This is a genomic window from Pseudomonas sp. KB_15, assembly GCF_052114525.1.
In the GTDB taxonomy this organism is placed as follows: domain Bacteria; phylum Pseudomonadota; class Gammaproteobacteria; order Pseudomonadales; family Pseudomonadaceae; genus Aquipseudomonas.
The window spans coordinates 1-350 of record NZ_JBFREX010000394.1 but is presented as its reverse complement, the minus strand read 5'-3'; the positions used below and the strand labels follow the sequence as shown (position 1 = coordinate 350).

At 65.7% G+C, this 350-nt stretch carries 1 protein-coding gene; it reads left to right on the top strand.

Going from position 1 to position 350, the window contains the following annotated elements; translation table 11 throughout:
- On the top strand, positions 1-350 hold a 350-nt coding region (locus AB4Z35_RS31445; protein ID WP_442101359.1), incomplete at both ends, for an AMP-binding protein.

The following is a 350-nucleotide window of genomic DNA, read 5'->3' as shown; positions in this document are numbered from 1 at the left end:
GTGCAGCACAGCACGGGCGGCTACCTGCTCTGGTCGCTGATGACGATGCGCTGGACCTTCGACATCAAGCCGGACGACCTGTTCTGGTGTACCGCCGACATCGGCTGGGTCACTGGCCACACCTATATTGCCTACGGCCCGCTGGCGGCCGGCGCCACGCAGGTGGTGTTCGAGGGCGTGCCCACGTTCCCGAACGCCGGCCGCTTCTGGGACATGATCCAGCGCCACAAGGTCAGCATCTTCTACACCGCGCCGACGGCCATCCGTTCGCTGATCAAGGCCGCCGAGGCCGACGAGAAGATCCATCCGAAGCAGTACGCTCTCTCCAGCCTGCGCCTGCTGGGCACGGT